Origin of the sequence: Micromonospora sp. NPDC048830 (assembly GCF_043198215.1) — a bacterium.
Lineage (GTDB): Bacteria > Actinomycetota > Actinomycetes > Mycobacteriales > Micromonosporaceae > Micromonospora.
In genome coordinates this window covers 196,034-213,903 of the sequence record NZ_JBICUP010000008.1, presented here as the reverse complement: position 1 = coordinate 213,903, position 17,870 = coordinate 196,034, and the positions used below count along the sequence as shown (strand labels likewise).

At 75.2% G+C, this 17,870-nt stretch carries 17 protein-coding genes and 3 pseudogenes; 10 read left to right on the top strand and 10 right to left on the bottom strand.

Annotated features, from left to right (window positions below; all coding sequences use genetic code 11):
- The first annotated feature begins 439 nt into the window (after positions 1-439).
- Together ACGFIZ_RS10875 and ACGFIZ_RS10870 are read left to right on the top strand one after the other, a co-directional pair.
- The gene (locus ACGFIZ_RS10875) at positions 440-919 is read left to right on the top strand and encodes a MarR family winged helix-turn-helix transcriptional regulator (protein WP_393417976.1); all 480 of its coding nucleotides are present in this window, start codon (positions 440-442) and stop codon (positions 917-919) included.
- A gap of 11 nt (positions 920-930) precedes the next feature.
- The gene (locus ACGFIZ_RS10870) at positions 931-1,917 is read left to right on the top strand and encodes a pirin family protein (RefSeq protein WP_393417974.1); all 987 of its coding nucleotides are present in this window, start codon (positions 931-933) and stop codon (positions 1,915-1,917) included.
- A gap of 49 nt (positions 1,918-1,966) precedes the next feature.
- Here the strand turns inward: ACGFIZ_RS10870 and ACGFIZ_RS10865 are convergent, their stop codons facing one another.
- On the bottom strand, positions 1,967-2,095 hold the full coding sequence (locus ACGFIZ_RS10865) for a hypothetical protein (protein ID WP_347670525.1): 129 nt from the start codon (positions 2,093-2,095) through the stop codon (positions 1,967-1,969).
- A gap of 142 nt (positions 2,096-2,237) precedes the next feature.
- Between ACGFIZ_RS10865 and ACGFIZ_RS10860 the strand changes: the two genes are divergently transcribed.
- Positions 2,238-3,827, top strand: a complete 1,590-nt coding sequence (locus ACGFIZ_RS10860; RefSeq protein WP_393417991.1) for a phospholipase D family protein — start codon at positions 2,238-2,240, stop codon at positions 3,825-3,827.
- Here ACGFIZ_RS10860 and ACGFIZ_RS10855 read toward each other — a convergent pair.
- Positions 3,776-4,537 carry a hypothetical protein gene (locus tag ACGFIZ_RS10855; protein WP_393417972.1) on the bottom strand — a complete coding sequence of 254 codons (762 nt, stop codon included), beginning with the start codon at positions 4,535-4,537 and terminating at the stop codon, positions 3,776-3,778. The two genes, ACGFIZ_RS10860 and ACGFIZ_RS10855, sit on opposite strands and share 52 nt — an antisense overlap.
- Before the next feature lie 496 nt (positions 4,538-5,033).
- Between ACGFIZ_RS10855 and ACGFIZ_RS10850 the strand changes: the two genes are divergently transcribed.
- Positions 5,034-5,855 carry a SigB/SigF/SigG family RNA polymerase sigma factor gene (locus ACGFIZ_RS10850; protein ID WP_393417971.1) on the top strand — a complete coding sequence of 274 codons (822 nt, stop codon included), beginning with the start codon at positions 5,034-5,036 and terminating at the stop codon, positions 5,853-5,855.
- Between the two features lie 328 nt (positions 5,856-6,183).
- Here ACGFIZ_RS10850 and ACGFIZ_RS10845 read toward each other — a convergent pair.
- Both ACGFIZ_RS10845 and ACGFIZ_RS10840 read right to left on the bottom strand, forming a co-directional pair.
- Positions 6,184-7,656, bottom strand: a pseudogene (locus tag ACGFIZ_RS10845) (APC family permease); the annotation flags it as partial.
- A gap of 44 nt (positions 7,657-7,700) precedes the next feature.
- Positions 7,701-8,327, bottom strand: a complete 627-nt coding sequence (locus ACGFIZ_RS10840; RefSeq protein ID WP_393417969.1) for a GPP34 family phosphoprotein — start codon at positions 8,325-8,327, stop codon at positions 7,701-7,703.
- Positions 8,328-8,463: 136 nt separating this feature from the next.
- Between ACGFIZ_RS10840 and ACGFIZ_RS10835 the strand changes: the two genes are divergently transcribed.
- The 4 genes and pseudogenes from ACGFIZ_RS10835 to ACGFIZ_RS10820 all read left to right on the top strand — a co-directional run.
- Positions 8,464-9,306: a helix-turn-helix domain-containing protein gene (locus ACGFIZ_RS10835; RefSeq protein WP_393417967.1), complete on the top strand. Its 843-nt coding sequence runs from the start codon at positions 8,464-8,466 to the stop codon at positions 9,304-9,306.
- 38 nt (positions 9,307-9,344) lie between these two features.
- Positions 9,345-9,545, top strand: coding sequence for a DUF397 domain-containing protein (locus tag ACGFIZ_RS10830; RefSeq protein ID WP_393417965.1), 201 nt, complete (start codon positions 9,345-9,347; stop codon positions 9,543-9,545).
- Positions 9,546-9,576: 31 nt separating this feature from the next.
- Positions 9,577-11,076: pseudogene (locus tag ACGFIZ_RS10825) on the top strand (helicase-related protein); the annotation flags it as partial.
- A gap of 321 nt (positions 11,077-11,397) precedes the next feature.
- Positions 11,398-12,381 (top strand): annotated as a pseudogene (locus ACGFIZ_RS10820) (ATP-dependent helicase C-terminal domain-containing protein); the annotation flags it as partial.
- Between the two features lie 158 nt (positions 12,382-12,539).
- On the opposite strand, the gene ACGFIZ_RS10815 reads toward ACGFIZ_RS10820, so the two are convergent.
- From ACGFIZ_RS10815 to ACGFIZ_RS10805, 3 genes are all read right to left on the bottom strand, one after another.
- On the bottom strand, positions 12,540-13,268 hold the full coding sequence (locus tag ACGFIZ_RS10815; protein ID WP_393417963.1) for a PP2C family protein-serine/threonine phosphatase: 729 nt from the start codon (positions 13,266-13,268) through the stop codon (positions 12,540-12,542).
- Positions 13,269-13,480: 212 nt separating this feature from the next.
- Positions 13,481-13,771, bottom strand: coding sequence for a flavin reductase (locus ACGFIZ_RS10810; RefSeq protein WP_393417961.1), 291 nt, complete (start codon positions 13,769-13,771; stop codon positions 13,481-13,483).
- A 76-nt stretch (positions 13,772-13,847) separates the two neighbouring features.
- On the bottom strand, positions 13,848-14,048 hold the full coding sequence (locus ACGFIZ_RS10805; RefSeq protein WP_393417959.1) for a hypothetical protein: 201 nt from the start codon (positions 14,046-14,048) through the stop codon (positions 13,848-13,850).
- A gap of 240 nt (positions 14,049-14,288) precedes the next feature.
- On the opposite strand from ACGFIZ_RS10805, the gene ACGFIZ_RS10800 reads away from it, so the two are divergent.
- Both ACGFIZ_RS10800 and ACGFIZ_RS10795 read left to right on the top strand, forming a co-directional pair.
- The gene (locus ACGFIZ_RS10800; RefSeq protein ID WP_393417989.1) at positions 14,289-15,014 is read left to right on the top strand and encodes a DUF5753 domain-containing protein; all 726 of its coding nucleotides are present in this window, start codon (positions 14,289-14,291) and stop codon (positions 15,012-15,014) included.
- The gene (locus ACGFIZ_RS10795) at positions 15,011-15,196 is read left to right on the top strand and encodes a DUF397 domain-containing protein (protein ID WP_393417987.1); all 186 of its coding nucleotides are present in this window, start codon (positions 15,011-15,013) and stop codon (positions 15,194-15,196) included. The genes ACGFIZ_RS10800 and ACGFIZ_RS10795 overlap by 4 nt, the downstream gene beginning before the upstream one ends.
- 161 nt (positions 15,197-15,357) lie before the next feature.
- Here ACGFIZ_RS10795 and ACGFIZ_RS10790 read toward each other — a convergent pair whose 3' ends face one another.
- The 3 genes from ACGFIZ_RS10790 to ACGFIZ_RS10780 all read right to left on the bottom strand — a co-directional run bounded on the left by ACGFIZ_RS10790 (position 15,358) and on the right by ACGFIZ_RS10780 (position 17,862).
- A complete protein-coding gene (locus ACGFIZ_RS10790; RefSeq protein WP_393417957.1) occupies positions 15,358-15,876 on the bottom strand; it encodes a GNAT family N-acetyltransferase in 519 nt (172 codons plus the stop codon).
- A gap of 151 nt (positions 15,877-16,027) precedes the next feature.
- Complete coding sequence (locus tag ACGFIZ_RS10785; RefSeq protein ID WP_347670534.1) at positions 16,028-16,285, bottom strand: UBP-type zinc finger domain-containing protein; 258 nt, start codon at positions 16,283-16,285, stop codon at positions 16,028-16,030.
- On the bottom strand, positions 16,282-17,862 hold the full coding sequence (locus ACGFIZ_RS10780) for a Na+/H+ antiporter (protein WP_393417955.1): 1,581 nt from the start codon (positions 17,860-17,862) through the stop codon (positions 16,282-16,284). Before ACGFIZ_RS10780 ends, ACGFIZ_RS10785 begins: the two co-directional genes overlap by 4 nt.
- Between the last annotated feature and the right edge of the window lie 8 nt (positions 17,863-17,870).

The window sequence follows — 17,870 nt, the reverse complement described above, 5'->3', positions numbered from 1 at the left end:
CCGCCACGACGGCCCAGCGACCATCCGGTTCTGGGGCCTCAAACCCCCACCACCGGCGGACCCGCCCGCCGCCACCAGCCACAAAGGACTACCAGAAACACCCGGCCAGACCCGCCCAGCCAGCCGGCGTCAACACCACAGCCCGGACACGCTGACCCGCCCGCCGCACCACACCCGCCGGAAGCCCGTCCGGGCACAAACAACCAGCACAACAACATGATCAAATTAGGCTACGTGGCATTGGGTCCAGTAGGCCGGGGGTGGCGAGTTCGAACGGGTCCACGAGGCAGCAGTGTGGCACGCCCGCGAACCGAGCCGCCCCCGGATGTTCGGTGGGTGCTTCAAATCCGAATGTCCACCGCGATTCTGACGGTTGTCGCGCCGCTCACACCGGCCGCCGAGCACTAGTTAAATTTTGAAGGAGTGCTACTGTAGGCGCGTGACCGAGAGCCTGGACGCGGAGCGGATGGCCTGCTGGCGCGCGTACATCGAGTCGAGCCAGCGGCTGTTCACGCGCCTGGAGGACGACCTACGGGCCGACAGCGAGCTGACCTTCGCCGACTACCACGTGCTGGTCCTGCTCTCCGAGGCGCCGGGCCAGCGGCTGCGCATGGGTGAGCTGGCCGCCCGCCTGGTCTTCTCGCCGAGCCGGCTGACGTACCAGGTCTCGTCGATGCAGCGGCGGGGCCTGGTGGCCCGGCAGTCCTGCCCGCAGGACCGCCGCGGCAGCGAGGCGGTGCTCACCGCCGCCGGGCTGCTGGCCCTGCGCGAGGCCGCGCCGCACCACCTGCGCTCCGTGCGCGCCCACCTGATGGACGACCTCGACGACGCCGAGATCGCCTGCCTGACCCGGGTCTTCGAACGCCTCGGCCGGCGGCTGCGCGCCGACCGCGACGACTCGTCCACCCACCCCGAGTAAGGAGTCCCGAGATGCCCGCCATCACCGTCGACGACGTCCTCGTCCTGCCTCGCCTGCCCCGGCTCGACGAGTCCACCAGCTACCGGCCGGTCCGCCGGCTCACGACCGCCCCCAGCGGGTACGAGGGCGAGGGCTTCCCGGTGCGCCGGGCGTTCGCCGGGGTTCCGATGCACGAGCTGGACCCGTTCATCCACCTCGACCAGATGGGCGAGGTCGACTACGCCCCCGGGGAGCCGAAGGGGACGAGCTGGCACCCGCACCGCGGCTTCGAGACCGTCACCTACATGATCGACGGGATCATGGAGCACCAGGACTCGACGGGCGGCGGGGGCACCATCACCGACGGCGACACCCAGTGGATGACGGCGGGCAGCGGCCTGCTGCACATCGAGGCCCCGCCGGAGCACCTCGTCGTCAGCGGGGGCCTGTTCCACGGCCTCCAGCTCTGGGTCAACCTGCCCCGGGTGGCGAAGATGAAGCCGCCGCGTTACCAGGACATCCGCGGCCGGGAGGCGGCGCTGCTCACCACGCCGGACGGCGGCGCGCTGATCCGGGTCATCGCGGGCGAGGTCGCCGGGCACCGGGGGCCGGGCTCCACCCACACCCCGATCACCATCGCCCACGTCACCGTGCAGCCCGGCGCGGAGCTGAGCCTGCCGTGGCAGCCGGACTTCAACGCGCTGGTGTACGTGCTCGCCGGGCGTGGCACGGTCGGCGCCGACCGGCGGCCGATCCACACCGGGCAGCTGGCCGTGCACGGCGCGGGCGACGCGCTGCGGGTCACCGCCGACGCGCGGCAGGACTCGAACGCCCCGGCCCTGGAGCTGTACGTCATGGGCGGGCAGCCGATCCGGGAGCCCGTGGCCCACTACGGGCCGTTCGTGATGAACACCCGCGAGGAGCTGATCCAGGCGGTCGAGGACTTCCAGGCCGGCCGGCTCGGGGTCATCCCGACCGGGCGGATGCCGCACACCGGCGGGCAGGGCGACCACGCCTGACCGACCCGACACCGGCCCCGGGGCCGCCCGCGGCGCCCGGGCCGGTCGGTCAGGAGACGGCGAAGATCCCGGCCACCCCCAGCAGCACCATCACCAGCACCGCCACCAGCGCGCCGCGCTCGCTCTCCACCGGCTGTTGGCGGTACTCGGTCACGGCATCGGTCGTCTCGGCGGGCATCGTGCGGCCTCCTCGGGTGCGCGTCGGGGTACGGGTGGGGTGTCGGGCACGGGCCGTCGGCCGGGTGACCAGGGGTACCGGTCGGCGTGCGGTCCGTCCACCGGGGTCCTACGGTGAGGACGTGGTCGACCTCGGGAGGAACGTGCCCATGCGGGACTGGTTTCTCGCCGCACCGGAACGCGCCAACCCGGCCTCTGAGTTACCCGTCTGGACGGCCGGAAACCTCGCCGAGCCACTCATTCACGGCGCCGCGTACTTCGACCGGCTGGTCGACGAGGTGGGGGCGCTGGGCCCGGGCGACCACCTGTTCTTCACCGACTGGCGGGGCGACCCGGACGAGCTGATGCGCCCCGGCGGCCCGACGGTGGCCCAGCTGTTCAGCCGGGCCGCGCAGCGCGGCGTGGTCGTCAAGGGCCTGGTCTGGCGCTCCCACCTCGACGCCCTGTCGTTCAGCGAGGCGGAGAACCGCAGCCTCAGCGAGGCCGTCTCCGCGGCCGGCGGCGAGGTGCTGCTCGACCAGCGGGTCCGCCGGGGCGGCTCGCACCACCAGAAGCTGGTGGTGCTGCGCCATCCCGGCGCGCCGGAGCGGGACGTCGCCTTCGCCGGCGGCATCGACCTGTGCCACAGCCGTCGGGACGACGCCGAGCACCGCGGCGACCCGCAGGCCGTGGCGATGTCGCCCCGGTACGGCGACCGCCCGCCCTGGCACGACGTGCAGCTCGCGCTGCGCGGGCCGGTGGTCGGGGCGCTGGACACGACCTTCCGGGAGCGGTGGACTGACCCGACGCCGCTGGACTCGGAGAACCCGCTGGCCTACCTGCGGGACCGGCTGCGCGGCGCGGACCTGCGCCCCGACCCGCTGCCCGAGCAGCCGGTCGACCCGCCGCCGTGCGGGCCGCACCGGATCCAGGTGCTGCGCACCTACCCCGCCGTGCGCCCGCGTTACCCGTTCGCCCCCGACGGCGAGCGGACGGTGGCCCGCGGGTACGCCAAGGCGGTCCGCCGGGCCCGGCGGCTGATCTACCTGGAGGACCAGTACCTCTGGTCGACGGAGGTGGCCGACCTGTTCGCCCGGGCCCTGCGCGACAACCCGGACCTGCACCTGGTGGCCGTGGTCCCCCGGCACCCCGACGTCGACGGCCGGTTCGCGCTGCCGCCGAACCTGGTCGGCCGGGAGCAGGCGCTGGCGCTGTGTGGCAGGGCGGCCCCCGACCGGGTGCACGTGTTCGACCTGGAGAACCACGCGGGCGGCCCGGTCTACGTGCACGCGAAGGTGTGCGTGGTGGACGACGTGTGGGCGAGCGTGGGCAGCGACAACTTCAACCGCCGGTCGTGGACCCACGACAGCGAGCTGTCCTGCGCGGTGCTCGACGACACCCGCGACGGGCGGGCGCCGGCCGACCCCGCGGGGCTGGGCGACGGGGCCCGACGCTTCGCCCGGGAGCTGCGGCTGCGGCTGCTGCGCGAGCACCTCGACCGGGACCCGGACGGCGGCGAGGACGACGACCTGCTGGACCCGGCCGCGGCGGTGCGGGTGATCACGGCGGCCGCCGACGCGCTCCAACGCTGGCACGACTCGGGCCGGGTGGGGCCCCGGCCGCCGGGGCGGCTGCGCCCGCACCGCCCGGATCGCCTGCCCTGGTACACCCGCGCGTGGGCGCTGCCCGCGTACCGGCTCGTCTACGACCCGGACGGCCGGCCGCTGCGGGCGCGGCGGGCGGGCGCCTGGTGACCGGTCTGGGCGCCCGGGGCGCGGTGGCCGGCGGCCGGCGGGGCGACGGCGCTCTCCCCGCCCGGGTACGCGAACGAGGCGCGCGGGGAGTAGAAGCCGGCGGTGATGAGCAGCGGGTTGGCCGGGCGTAGCGGATAGACCGGGTGGTCCCGGTCGAGGAAGTCGACCGACTCGATCTCGAACGGGCTCACCGGCTCGGCCACGAACGGGTAGACGCCGCTGACCAGGCACCCGTCCCGGTCGCCGACGTAGCGGTGGTGGCCGTTGAGGACGACGTGGCCGGTCTCGCCGACGTGGACCCGTACGCGGATCAGCGGCACCCCGTCGACCTCGGTCTGCGTCATCAGGGTGCCGCCGTGCTCCGTGAGCCGGGTGCGGCCGTCCGTCGCCGGGGCACCACGGGCGGCGGCGTACCGGCGAACCTGGGGCTCGGAGCAGAGGTAGTGGGTCCACCAGCCGGCGGGGACCGCGCCGCCCGGGGCGTCCAGGCCGGCCAGCGACACCCCGAGGTACGTCAGCGAGTACGCCCCGACGCCGGAGGTCTGGGCGTCGTCGTCGACCACGTACTGGTTCATGAAGACCTGATGGTCGGCGCGGGCGCGCAGGCCGGGCGGCAGCAGGGCGGCCACCGCGTCGGGGTCGGCCGGCAGCCAGCGGAAGTAGAGCATGCGGCTGTGCACGACGAGATGCGGGTCGGCGGGGTCCAGCACGATGCCCTCCGGGCCTGGGGTGTTCCCAGCGACGGTACGGAACGTCCCGTCGAAGGGACAACAGCAGAGACCTGACAGCGGGGCCGCCTCGGGTTCGGGACCGACGGACAGGTCCGCGGCATCGGCCGATCGGCCGACGCGTGGCCACTCTTACAGCCCTACCGCCCGGGCCGAACCGTCGGGGCGGCAGGGCCGGCCCGGGCCGAGACGCCGCCCGGTCGCCCCCGGTGGCCGGTCACCCGGCCCGGCTCGCGGCTCCGGATGGCCCCAACGACGGGGGTACGACCAGCCACCCGAAGCCGTAATCACGATCACAACTTCCGCTTTTTCGCGCCCGATTTAGGGTTTTTGTTCGGAAAAGCGTAGTAAGTACATCGTACTTTCGGCTAGATTTCCTCTAACCAACAGGGCTAAGGTGAGTCCCGAAAGGCCCATACGAAGCTAAACGAAAGCGTCACGTCTTTTCTCCGCGGACGAGGTGCAGGGAGGACCACCCATGACCGCGCACACCATCAGCGGGCGGACGACAGCACCGTCCACCACCGGGAAGCTCGACCCGCGGGCCCTCAGCGACAGCGCCACCGACCTCCTCAACGCGATGGCCGCGCTGCCCGCCAACCACCCGTCGCGCGCCGCCCTGCGGGACCGGGCGATCGAGGCCTGGCTGCCGCTGGCCAACCACCTGGCCCACCGCTACAGCGGGCGGGGCGAGCCCACCGACGACCTGGCGCAGACCGCCGCGGTCGGCCTGATCAAGGCCATCGACAAGTTCGACCCGTCCCGCGGCGTCGACTTCGCCGGCTACGCGATCCCGACCATCATCGGCGAGTTGAAGCGGCACTTCCGCGACCGTACCTGGGACATCCGGGTGCCCCGCCGCCTCCAGGAGCTGCGGCTGGCCATCTCGGACGCGAACAGCTCCCTGCTGCAGACGCTGGGCCGCTCCCCGACGGTCGCCGACATCGCCGCCCACCTCAAGATCACCGAGGAGGAGGTGCTGGAGGGCCTGGAGGGCGCCCGCGCGTACAACGCCGTGTCGCTGTCCACCCCGACCGGCGACGGCGACCGGGCGACCGAACTGGGCGACATGCTCGGCGGCGAGGACGGCGAGTTCGAGCTGGCCGAGCTGCGGGTGGCCCTCGGCCCGGCGCTCGCCACGCTCGACGAGCGCGAGCAGAAGATCCTCACGCTGCGCTTCTACGGCAACCTGACCCAGTCGCAGATCGCCGAGCAGATCGGCGTCTCGCAGATGCACGTGTCCCGGCTGCTGGCCCGGGCGCTGACGAAGCTGCGCGGGCAGCTCGACGGCACGTACTAGACAACGGCGGGCGACCCGCCCGGCCCGCGATCGGCGGCGGCCCCTCGCGTCCCCACGGACGCCCGGGGGCCGCCGCCGTCTCGGCGTCAGGCTGCCGGTCCCCGTCCCGGCTTCCGGCTCACCGCCGGGCGGTCGCCTCCGGCCCGGCGGACGCGGGCGCCACCTGCCCGGCGGGCGCGGGTCCCGCGTGGCCGGCGGGCGCGGGTCCCGCGTGGCCGGCGGGCGCGGGCGCCACCTGCCCGGCGGACGCGGGCGCCGCGTGGCCGGCGGGCGCGGGTCCCGCGTGGCCGGCCGGCGCGGGCGCCGCGTGGCCGGCGGGCGCGGGCGCCGGGGCCGCGAGCAGGGCCGCCGCCTCCGCGCCCAGTCCGATCCGGGCGTACACGTCCGGCCGGGTCGCGCGCAGCAGCAGCGCCCAGAGCACCCCGAGCAGCGCCAGCACCGGGTACGCCGCCGGGACGGCCCAGCGCAGCGGAGAGTCCGCCGCGACACCGAGCAGGACGGCGAAGTCGCCCACGGCCACCACGCCGATGGCGACCAGGCACACGGTCGCGAGCCCCGGGGCCACCAGCCGCTGCCACGGCCCCTCCCCGGCCGGATGCCGGGCGAAGTACGCGAGCACCGCGATCGAGGTGACGGCGATCAGCAGCAGTACCCCGAACCCGCCGCCGGCGCTCGCCCGGTAGAACAGTTCCAGCACCGGGTCCCCGCCGTTCACCGCGTACAGCAGGATCACCGCCAGGCCGAGGGCGCTCTGCGCGAGCGACGCCACCCGGGGCGAGCCGGTACGCGGCGCGGCCCGCCCGAACGCGGGCGGCAGCACGCGTTCCCGGCCGAGCGCGAACGCGTACCGGGCGGTGGCGTTGTGAAACGAGATCATCGCGGCCAGCAGCGAGGTCACGAACAGCGCCTCCCCGACGGCGACGGCGGTGTCCCCGAGGTGCTTCCCGGCCAGGTTGAAGATCAGCCCGAGGCCCTGCTCCCCGGCCTCGGCGGCGATCCGCTCCGGCCCGGTGGCCACGGTCATCGTCCACGAGGACAGGGCGTAGAGCGCGGCGGCGAGCGCCACCGACAGGTATGTGGCCGCCGGGACGGTGCGGCCCGGGTCCCTGCTCTCCTCGCGGAGCAGCACCGCGGACTCGAAGCCCACGAAGCCGATCATGGCGAGCACGAGCAGCGCGCCGGCCCCGGGCACGAGGAGGCTGTCCGGTGACAGGGCGGTGAGGCTCGCCGTCCCGCCGGCCGGATCGCCGAGGTGCCCGAGGTCGAACGCCAGGATCACCACGACCTCGGCGGCCAGCAGCGCCGCGAGCACCAGGCCGTTGACCCGGAACAGGCCGAGCGTGGCGACCAGGGCCCAGCTGGGCAGGGCCAGCAGCCACCAGTCGGGGGTGACGTCGAACAGCCGGTCCAGCACCGGGGCCGCCGCCGCGCCGATCGCGCCGTACAGGCCGATCTGGAGGGCGTTGTACGCCAGCAGGGCGACCCAGGCCGCGCCGACGCCGGCGGGCCGGCCCAGCCCCCGGGAGACGTACGCGTAGAAGGCGGCCGGGTTCTCCACCCGGCGGGACATCGCCACGTACCCCACGGAGAACAGGGCGAGCACCGCCGCGACCGCGAGGAACGCCAGCGGCATGCCCGTGCCGCCGGTGACCGCGTACCCGGTGGTGACCAGGCCGGCCAGCACGGCCAGCGGCGCCGCCCCGGACAGCACGAAGAGGACCACCGACGGCACGCCGAGCCGGCCGCGGGCCAGGGCGGCGGAGACCCCGCCGGATCTCCCGGGTGTCGCCGTGGGGGGCATGGGGGCGGCTCCGATGGTGAGGCGTGGGTGCGGAAGGCGGACGATCAGGAAATGCCGCGCAGCACCGCGGCGCCGACGGCGGCCTCGGTGTGGGCGACCAGCTCCCGCAGCGGCGTCGGCAACGCCGGAACGAGGACATCGAGCCGGTGGTGGGCGCTCGGGTCGACGCTCCACAGCAGCTCGCGGGTGAGGCCGGCCGCGCAGACCAGGCCGAGCAGCAGCGCGTCCGGCGCCGTCGGCGGTTCCGGCCGGTCCAGCAGGGCGCGCAGCCGGGTGGCCGGCCAGGCGACCGCGTTGAGGTCGAGCGGGACGTACGTGACGGTGGTGCGCAGCAGCCGCCGGCTCTCCCGCGGGCTCAACACCCCGGCGCGGGCGAGCCGCTGGGCGACCGACGCCGCCGCGCTCCGGGCCAGGATGCCCAGCCAGGTACGGACGGCCTGGGGCTCGGGCTCGCCGACGAGCTGGTCCAGCACGGTGTGGGCGAGGTCGTCGGCGGGCGGGCGGCGGTCCACCACGGACACCTGCCCGCCGGAGACGGTGATCTGTCCGAGCAGGACCAGCTCACCGAGCAGGCCGGCCGCCAGACCGATGCCGGCCGCCGTCGGATGCAGCTTCGCCCTGCCCCGGCTGTCGTCGTGGGAGATCAGGTAGAACTCGTCGGCGATGAGCACCGAGCCTCCCGATCGACCGTCCACAACTGACGGGGTGAAAGGATGCCCGGCGGCCGGCTGCAACGCAACTCCCGTTTCAACCGGTTGCACTCCGTGCTTGCACGACCTGCGGATCTTGGCGTGACAGACTCGGAGGGTGACCGCGAGCCCGACCGTCCGCCGCCGCCGCATCGCCCGCGAGCTTCGCCAGTTGCGCGAGCGCGCCGGGATGACCCTCGATGTCGCCGCGCGCCAACTGGACATGTCCAAGAGCAACCTGTCCCGCATCGAGACCGCCCAGATCGGAATCAAGCCCCGGGACGTCCGCGCCGCGCTGGCGCTCTACCAGGTCACCGGCGCCGACGCCGAGGCGTTGATCGAGATCGCCCGGGGCGCCCAGCAGCGCGGCTGGTGGCAGAACTACAGCGACGTGCTGCCCGAGTGGTTCGAGTTCTACGTCGGGCTGGAGGCCGAGGCCGCGTCGCTGCGGACGTACGAGGCCGAGGCCGTGCCGGGGCTGTTGCAGACCGAGGCGTACGCGCGGGCGATCTACCGGGTGACCGCCGGTGAGGAGGGCGTCGAGCGCAAGGTCGCCGCGCGGCTGCACCGGCAGAACGTCCTGCACCGGGAGAATCCGGTCGAGCTGTCGGTGGTGCTGAACGAGGCCGTGCTGCTGCGTCCGGTCGGCACCCCGGCCGGGATGGCCGAGCAGTTGGCTCACATCGGCCAAGTGGCTCGACTACCCAACGTGACGGTGCAGGTACTTCCGTTCTCGGCCGGCGGCCACCCGGCGATGACCACGCCGTACGTCATCCTCAGCTTCCCCGACGCCGCCGACGCGTCCGTGGTTTACCTGGATAACCTCACAATGGGGCTGGCTCTGGAGGGTGCCGACCACGTGCGCGGGTATAGCCTGTTGCACGAGGAGCTGTGCGCCATGGCGCTGTCTCCGGCGGACTCGTTGGCCCGCTTGGAGGAGGCTTCTCGTAACTTTGCGTGACGCCCTGCGGCACGCCAGCAGAAGACGAGAGGTACGGGATGACCGCGCTCGACCTGTCCCGGGCGGCCTGGCGGACCAGCAGCCGCAGCAGCGGCAACGGCAACTGCGTCGAGGTGGCCCCGGCGGACGGCCGGGTCGCCGTCCGGGACTCCAAGGACCGTTCCGGTCCCGTGCTGGTCTTCCCCCCGTCGGCCTGGGCCGCGTTCGTCGCCGGCCTCGACGCGGTACGCCCCGACTGACGCTCCCGGGGCGCGGTGCGACAGTAGGACGGTGCTCGCCGACGTACCCCTCGACCTGCCGGTCCGGCCCGCCCTGCCCGCGCTGCTCGACGCGCTGCGCGCGGCCGGCGGCGCGGTCCTCGTCGCGCCGCCCGGGACCGGCAAGACCACCCTCGCCCCGCTGGCCGTGGCCGGGGAGGTCGCCGGGCGGGTGGTGATCGCCCAGCCGCGCCGGGTGGCCGCCCGCGCGGCGGCGCGCCGGATGGCGGACCTGCTCGGCGAGCGGGTCGGCGAGCGGATCGGGTACGCGGTGCGCGGCGAGCGGCGCGTCGGCCCCGCCACCCGGGTCGAGGTGGTCACCACCGGCCTGCTGGTGCGCCGCCTGCACCACGACCCGGAACTGCCCGGCGTCGGCGCGGTACTGCTCGACGAGTGCCACGAACGACAGCTCGACGCCGACCTGGCACTCGCGTTCACGGTGGAGGCGCGCGCGGCCCTGCGTCCCGACCTGTGGCTGCTGGCCATGTCGGCGACGCCGGATGCGGACCGGTTCGCGGCGCTGCTCGGCGCGGACGGCGTACCGGCCCCGGTGGTCCGGGCGCCGGCGGCGCTGCACCCGGTGACCCGGATCTGGGCCCCGCCGCCGCGGCCGGCCCCGGTGACCGCGTCCGGCCGGGTCGCCCCGGCGCTGCTGGACCACGTCGCGGCCACCGTCCGTCGGGCCCTGCGCGAGCGCGTCGGGGACCTGCTGGTATTCCTGCCCGGGGTGGGGGAGATCGCCGCGGTCGCGGGCCGGCTGGCCGACCTGCGCAACGAGGTGGCCCTGCTGCCGCTGCACGGGCGGCTGCCCGGCGCCGAGCAGGACGCCGCGCTGCGCCCGGCCGACCGACGGCGGGTGGTGCTGGCGACAGCCGTGGCGGAGAGCAGCCTGACCGTGCCCGGGGTGCGGGTGGTGGTCGACGCCGGACTCGCCCGGGTGCCGCGGGTGGACCTGGCCCGCGGGCTGGGCGCGCTGGTCACCGTGCCGGTGTCCCGGGCGGCAGCCACCCAGCGGGCCGGCCGGGCCGGCCGGGAGGCCCCCGGGCACGTCTACCGGTGCTGGTCCGAGGCGACCCACGAGCGGCTGGCCGCACAGCCGGAGCCGGAGATCGCCACGGCCGACCTGACGGGGTTCGCCCTGGAGCTGGCAGCCTGGGGCGACCCGGACGGCACCGGCCTGGCCCTGCCCGATCCGCCGCCGGCCGCGGCGCTGACCGTCGCCCGGGACACCCTGCGCGGACTGGGCGCGGTGGACGCCGAGGGGCGAATCACCGACCGGGGGCGGGCGATCGCGGGCGCGGGGGCGCATCCCCGGCTGGCCCGGGCACTGCTCGACGGCGCCGCACGGGTGGGCGCCGTCCGGGCCGCCGAGGTGGTGGCGCTGCTGGCCGAGGAGGGCGTCGCGGGGCCGGGCGACGACCTGACCGCCGCGTGGCGCCGGCTGCGCGGGGGCGCGGACGCCGCCGCCACGGCCCGCTGGCGCGCCGAGGTACGCCGGCTGCGCGCGGCCGTGGACGACGCCGCCCCGGACCCGGCCGTCCGCTCAGGCCTCGCCTCGGCAGCGGCTGACACCGTGCGCGACGGGCCCTTTGCTCTGCACCCACCGACGCGGCGGCCCCCAACCGAGCCACGACGCGACGACCCGCAACGCGACCACCCACGACGCGACGACCCGCAACGCGACCACCCACGACGCGACCACCCACAACGCGACGGCCCACGAAGCAACGACCACCCGCAACGCGACGACCCACGACGCGACCACCCACGACGCGACGGCCCACGAAGCAACGACCACCCACGACGCGACGGCCCACGAAGCAACGATCCAGGCCACCTGCCCGACGATCTCGCCGCCGCGCTGCTGGTCGGCCTGGCGTACCCGGAGCGGCTGGGCCGGGCGCGCCGCGCCGGCGGGTCGACGTACCTGATGGCGGGCGGGACCGCCGCGGACCTGGCGCCCGGCTCCGGGCTCGCCGGGTCGGCGTGGCTGGCGGTCGCGGTGGCCGACCGCTCCCCCGGCGCGCCGACCGCCCGGGTCCGGCTGGCGGCCCCGCTCGACGAGGCGACCGCCCGTGAGGCAGCCGGGCCGCTGCTGCGCTCCGGACGGGAGGTGGCCTGGGCCGGCGGGGACGTCGTGGCCCGGGAGACGGTCCGGCTCGGCGCGATCGAGCTGGCCTCGCGGCACCTGCCCCGGCCCGACCCGGCGCTGGTCGCCGAGGCCCTGCGCGACGGGCTGCGCCGGGACGGCCTGGCGCTGCTGACCTGGACGCCGGCCGCGCACGCCCTGCGCGAGCGGATGGCGTTCTGCCGGCACGCGCTCGGCCCCGACTGGCCGGACGTGGGCGACGCGGCGCTGCTGGCCGGGGTGGACGACTGGCTGGGCCCCGAGCTGACCGCCGCTCGCCGCCGCGCCGACCTGGCCCGGATCGACGTGGCCGCCGCGCTGCGCCGGCTGCTGCCCTGGGCGCAGGCGGCCCGACTCGACGAGCTGGCGCCGGAACGGCTCGCAGTGCCCAGCGGGTCCCGGGTCCGGGTGGACTACGCCGACCCGGTCGCCCCGGTGCTCGCGGTGAAGCTCCAGGAGACCTTCGGCTGGGCCGACGCGCCGCGGATCGCCGGCGGCCGGGTGCCGGTGCTGCTGCACCTGCTCTCCCCCGCCGGGCGGCCGGTGGCGGTGACCGCCGACCTGGCGTCGTTCTGGCGAGGCGGGTACCCGCAGGTCCGCGCCGAACTGCGAGGCCGCTACCCCCGGCACCCCTGGCCCGAGGACCCGACCACGGCCGAGCCGACCCGCCGGACGAACGCCCGCCGCTGACCCGCCGCCGGGCGGCCGTGCGGTCCGGGATTTGACCCGGCGGGCGGCCGTGAGACCGCGATGTCGGCGACAGATTGCCGCCATGTCGCCGACACGGCGGTGTCCGGCGGCCGGGACTGCCGCGATGTCGCCGACACGGCGGCGCGGCCCACCGGCGGTCAGCCCTCGGCGACCACGTCGCCGATGACCACGGTGACGTTGTCGGGGCCGCCCGCGCGCAGCGCCAGGTCGATCAGCTTGCGGGCGCAGTCGCCCCGATCCGGGTACCCGGCGAGCACCTCGGCGAGGGTGTCGGGGCGGACCACGTTCGAGAGGCCGTCGCTGCACAGCAGCCACCGGTCGCCGGCCCGGGGCACCATCGTGGCGTACGCCGGGGAGACCTCGTCGCCCTGCAACGCCTGAGTCACCACCGCACGGCGGGGGTGGCTGGCGGCCTGGTCGGGGGTGATGAGGCCCTGGTCGACGAGCATCTGCACGAAGGTGTCGTCGCGGGTGACCTGCTTGAGCACGCCCTCCCGGTGCAGGTAGGCGCGGGAGTCGCCGACGTGGGCCAGGGCGAGGGCACTGCCGGTACGGGCGAACAGCAGGGCGGTCAGCGTGGTGCCCATGCCCTGCCGCTCCGGGTCCTCCTCCACCGCCTGCCGGATTCTGGCTGTCGCCAACTCGATCCCGCTCTGCAGGGCGGCGACGAGGGCGTCCTCCGGTGTCTCCAGGTCCAGTGGCCCGATCGCGTCGATCGCAATCCGGCTGGCCAGGTCACCGGCAGCCATCCCGCCCATGCCGTCGGCGACGGCGACGAGCCAGGTGCCGGCGTGCAGGGCGTCCTGGTTGCCGCTGCGGATCAGCCCGCGGTCACTCGCCCCCACGGAACGCAGCTTCAGGGTCATGGGACGCAGCCTGCCAGTTGGAGGGCTCGGTTGTCTCTAGGAGATCGCCAACCGCGTTCCGTGGCGCGGCGCATCTCACCGCGGAACCGCCTGGAGCCAGCGGTCTGAGCCCGGCTTCGGTGTTTTCCGCCTGAGGCCGGCGACCAGTTTCAGGGAAAGTGCTGCCTCCCCGGCGCCCGGAGGCAGCACTTTCCCTGAAGTTGTCGATGCGGTCAGCCGCGCGGGCGGGCCCAGGTGAGGAAGCGGTCCCTGAGGTCCACACGGGGCTGGGCGGTGAGCTGGGCGAGCTGGTCGCCCGCCTCGGCCATCAGCGTGGCCAGGTAGATCAGCAGGGCGGTGCGGTCGTCGCGGTACTCGACCAGCAGCGACAGCCGGGCGGGCTGGCAGGGCCACTCCGCGCCGCAGGCCCGGCACCGCCACAGCGGGCGCATCGGCAGGTGCGGGCGGCCGGGCCGCCCGCCGCCGGCCGTCACCGGCCCGACCGCCGTACCCGGGTACGGCACCCGTGAGCGCCCGTCGAGGCACAGCGCCGGTGGGCGTCCGGTCGGGTGCGCCCGGCGCCCCGCCGACCGTCGGCCCTCACCAGCGGCCCCGCTCGTTGCGCCGCCAGCCGCCGGCCCGCCACTGCTGCCCCCGGGTGAGATTCCCGGTCCGCCCGGGGCCCAGGGTGGGAAAGATCTCGGTCGGGCCGTTCTCCCAGGACTGTCGGGGCCGGGGGACGCAGCCCGGCCGCGGGTCGGGGGCCGGGTCGGACGGGCGACGCCAGAAACGGAAACGCACGGGAGACCTCCTGTTCGGGTACACGATGGAGGGGCCGCCCCGACGGCGTTGGCGGGGCGGCCCGGCGGTGCCGCCGGCGGTTCGGGCCACGGCGACGGTCCCGCATGTACGGCAGCCTTCCGCGCGTCGCGAGACGAGCACACTCCGTGCCGATAGAGTCGCCAGACGTTTTGGACGTCCTACGTGGAGGCGGATGTGCACGACGCACGGCCGACGGGAAACGAGCTGCTCCGGGTGGCGATGGCGGAGGCGGGCGAGACGGCGGAGTCGCTGGCCGGCAGGGTCGGCGTCGACCCGAAGACGGCCGGCCGGTGGGTGACGCCGGGCCGCGTCCCGCACCCCCGGCACCGGATCGCGGTGGCCCGGGTGCTCGGGCGGGAGGTCGGCGACCTGTGGCCGGAGGTGGTGCGCCCGCGCGAGCCGGACTGGTTCCGGCCGTGGGCGCAGACCGAGCGGGACGCCACCTCGCTGCGCTCGTTCCAGGCGTCCGTCGTGCCGGGGCTGTTGCAGACCCCCGAGTACGCCCACGCGGTGCTGAGCAGCGGCCCGCTCGCGGGCGACGAGGTGGAGGGCTACGTCGCGGCCCGGCTGGAGCGGCAGGCCGCCGTGTTCGAGCGGACCCGCCCGCCGCTGGCCGTCTTCGTCGTCGACGAGGCGGCGCTGCGCCGGGGCGACCCGGAGGTGATGCACCCGCAGCTCGACCACCTGATCGCCATGGCCGGGCGGCCCTGCGTCCTGGTGCACGTGCTGCCGCTGCGCGCCGGCTTCCACCCCGGCCAGGCCGGGGCGTTCGTCATCGCCAGCCTCGACGGCGCCGCCGACCTCGGCTACATCGACGACCAGGCCGAAGGCAAGATCACCAGGGATGTTGCTCCCCTGTGGCGGGTCTGGGACACTGTGAGGTCGGTGGCGCTGCCGCGCGACCAGTCGATCCAGTTCCTGAAGGCGCGAGAATGGCTGAGATGACCGAGGCCCGCTGGCGCACCAGCACCCGCAGCAGCTCCAACGGCGGCGACTGCGTGGAGGTGGCCGACAACCTGCCCGGCGTCGTCCTCGTCCGCGACTCCAAGGACCGCGCCGCCGGCACCCTCACCTTCCACCCCACCGCCTGGCGCGCGTTCGTCGCCCACCCGCCCCACCGCGCCTGACCGCCGCGCCAACCTGCGCGGCGCTGCCCCGCGCAATGTCGGGGCAGGAAGCGCATCTTCGGGGAAGACGCTGCCTGCCGCCCGCTGGAGCCAGCAACTTCCCCGAAGTTGCTGGCCGGCGCGCTCGCGAGGCAGCGACTTCCCCGAAGGTATCGGAGCGGTCAGGGCGTGGGGCGGCGCATCGCGACCCGGGCGGCCGGGTCCAGGCCCAGGGCCGCCTCGGCGGCCAGGACGGCGGCCAGGCCCGGAGTCAGCTCGGCCGGCGCCAGGGGCCGGAAGCCACAGCGGGCGTAGTACGGGGCGTTCCACGCGACCTCGCGGAAGGTGGTGAGGGTGAGCGCCGGCAGTCCCCGGTCGGCGGCCCATCCGCCCACCTTGTCGAGCAGCATCCGGCCGATGCCGCGACGGGCGTGGTCGGGGTGGACACTCACCTGCTGCACGTAGGCGGCCCCGTCCAGCGGGTCGACCACGACGAACGCGACCGGGGCGTCGGCCCGGTCGACCGCCACCCACGCCCGTCCGGCGCGCCGGAACCGGGCCAGGGCGTCCAGGGGCAGCGGCGGCATGTCGGCGATGGCGGCCATGCCGATCTCGCGGAACAGCTCGCCCGAGGCCACCTCGATCCGCTGGAGCGTCGTCAGCTCGTCGGGCCCGGCGGCCCGCACCCGTACGGAGTCCACACCCGACACCCCACCAGCGCGCCGGCGGTGGCCGCAATGCGATTTCCCGCGTGCCCCGTCTGCGCGGGCAACTCCACAGGGCCGGGCGTTCACTGCGTCGTGCGGCGCGAGGGGACGCCCCGCCGCGGCGGCGTGCAATGGGCCGGGCCCGTCAGCCGATCTCCTCGTCGACGAAGCACCAGCGCCACTGCTCGCCCGGCTGGATGGAACGCATCACCGGGTGCCCGGTGGCCTCGAAGTGCCGCGTCGCGTGCTGGTACGGCGACGAGTCGCAGCAGCCGACGTGCCCGCAGGTCAGGCAGGAGCGCAGGTGCACCCAGTCGGCGTTGCCGACGGCCACGCAGTCCGGGCACTCATCCGTCGTGTGCGGCTCGGCCGCGCCCGCCCCCGTCAGGTGCTCGCAGCTCACTCCTCGACCTCCCGTCGCAGCAAGGATTCCTCCAGGTCCAGGTCACGGTACGCCCGCACCAGCGCCTCCTCCGGAATCCGGCCGGCGTCGCGGGCCGCCCGGAACACCTCCCGCTCCGCGTCGATCATCTCCTGCCGCAGCCGCGCGTACGCCTCGGACGGGGTTTCCCGCTCGGTGCCGCCCAGCCGTTCCCAGGCCAGGTTGGTGCGGTCCTCCAGCATCCGGCGGGCCCGGTCGGCGACCGACTTGGGAACCGTGTCGGCGAGCGCGTCGAGCCGTTCCCGGGCCGCCCGGCTGGCCTGCTGCTGCACCGCCGCGGCGGAGAGCGCGTCCTGCACCGGGTCGTCGGGCGGCAGCCGCAGCCGGCGCGCGACCATCGGCAGGGTGGCGCCCTGGACGACCAGGCTCACCACGATCGCCGCGAACGCCAGCCAGATGAGCAGGGCCCGCTGGTACGGCCGGTCCCCGGCGAGCGTCAGCGGGAGGGCCAGGGCGGCGGCCAGCGTGACCACGCCCCGCATGCCGGCCCAGCCGATCACGACGGGGAACTTCACCGACGGCGCCGGGTCCCGCTGCCGCACCCGGGGCACGAGCCGGGCCAGGTAGGTCGCGGGGAACAGCCAGACGAACCGGGTCAGGAAGACGGTCAGGAGCACCGCCGCGGTGATCCCGACCAGGGAGCCCAGCGGCTCGTCCAGGTCACGCAGCACCTCCCGCAGTTGCAGCCCGACCAGCAGGAACACCAGCCCCTCCAGCAGGAACCGGGTCAGCCGCCAGAACGCGGCGACCTGGAGCCGGGAGGCGGCCGACATCAGCAGCGGCATCCGGTGGCCGATGCCCAGCCCGGTGACCACCACGGCCACCACGCCCGAGGCGTGGATGTTCTCGGCGGCGAAGACCACCGCGAAGGGGATGATCAGCGACAACGCGTTGTCCAGCACCGCGTCGGTGATCCGCCGGTGCAGGAAGCTGAAGACCACCACGCCGAGCAGGCCGATCAGGACCCCGCCGCCGGCCGCGATCAGCACCTCCCAGGCCACCTCGCCGGCCCCGACCCCGCCGCCGGTCGCGGTGACCGCCACGATCGACACCCGCAGCAGCACCAGCGCGGTCGCGTCGTTGAGCAGGCTCTCGCCCTCGAGGATGGTGACGACCCGCCGGGGCAGCCCGACCCGCCGCGCCACCGCCGTCGCCGCGACCGCGTCGGGCGGGGCGACGATCGCGCCGAGGGCCAGGCAGATCGCGTACGGCAGGTGGGGCAGGAACAGGTGCACCACCGTGCCGACGACGAACGCGGTGAACAGCACGAGCCCCACGGCCAGCAGCAGGATCGGCCGCAGGTTCAGCCGGAACGCCGGCACCGACGTCTCCAGGGCCGCCACGTACAGCAGCGGCGGCAAGATGCCCACCAGCACCAGTTCCGGGTCGAGCCGGACGTGGGGGAAGCCGGGCAGGAAGGACAGCAGCAGGCCCAGCACCACGAGCACGATCGGGGCGAGCAGGCCGAGCCTGCGGGCCAGCGCCGCGCCGAGCGTCGCGATCGCGAGGAAGACGACGACCTCGAACAGTCCCTCCATGAGGTAAG